2 protein-coding genes are annotated in these 853 nt (G+C 63.5%); both read right to left on the bottom strand.

Annotated elements, in window-relative coordinates; all coding sequences use genetic code 11:
• The coding region (locus LK12_RS24435; protein ID WP_456237690.1) for a thiolase family protein at window positions 1-172 on the bottom strand (172 nt) is incomplete at its 3' end.
• Window positions 173-364: 192 nt separating this feature from the next.
• Window positions 365-853 (bottom strand): SDR family NAD(P)-dependent oxidoreductase (locus LK12_RS23380; protein WP_039290748.1); only part of this gene is annotated, 489 nt, incomplete at its 5' end.

Below are 853 nucleotides of genomic sequence, written 5' to 3'. Positions count from 1 at the left end.
GGGTTACACAGCCCATGATGACATCATCGATGGCGGCCGGGTCGACGCCGCTTCGATCGAGCAGTTCATTGAGCACCACCGCTCCGAGATCAACGGGATGCACGCCCGCGAGCGCTCCCTTGCGACGTCCGCCTGCCGTGCGGACAGCTGCAACGATATAGGCTGAATTCATGTTACCAAGTTCCTTCGATTGGATCGCTGATCACCGGCAGCGCTCCGTGGCCTCGACGGCCAGACATGTCAGCCGTGGGTAGCGTCTGCCCGCTCGCGTGCTCTGACGTTGGCGGCTCTCGTTCCCCCTCTCACTGCAAACGGGCTCCCCGCCCAGCAGCTCGTCGCTGGAGTCTCCAAGGCTGCCGAGGGATCACCTCGGCGCCATCCGGATCGCCCCGTCGAGACGGATGGTCTCGCCATTGAGCATCGGGTTGGCCACGATAGCCTCGACAAGCTGTGCATACTCATCGGGCTCGCCAAGCCGGTTGGGAAACGGCACCTGCGATCCCAGCGAGTCCTGTGCTTCCTGCGGGAGGGATGCCAACAAAGGGGTCAGGAAGAGCCCGGGCGCGATGGTCATTACGCGGATGCGATGGCGCGCGAACTCTCGTGCGACTGGCAGCGTCATGCCGGCCACGCCCGCTTTGGAGGCGGCATAAGCGGGTTGCCCGATCTGCCCGTCGAATGCTGCCACGCTGGATGTGTTCACGATGACACCGCACTCCTCGCGGCCAGCCAGATCTGCACGGACGAGGCGTTCCGCAAATTGCGCGAGAACGTTGAACGTTCCTGTCAGGTTAATTGCCAGGATCCTTGCGAAGTCGCCGAGAGGCAAGGCCTTGCCGTCGCGTCCCAAGAC

It is taken from the genome of Novosphingobium malaysiense (assembly GCF_000802225.1).
Taxonomy (GTDB): Bacteria; Pseudomonadota; Alphaproteobacteria; order Sphingomonadales; family Sphingomonadaceae; genus Novosphingobium; species Novosphingobium malaysiense.
Note: the sequence above shows the minus strand (reverse complement) of the source record. Positions and strands in the feature narration are given on the sequence as shown.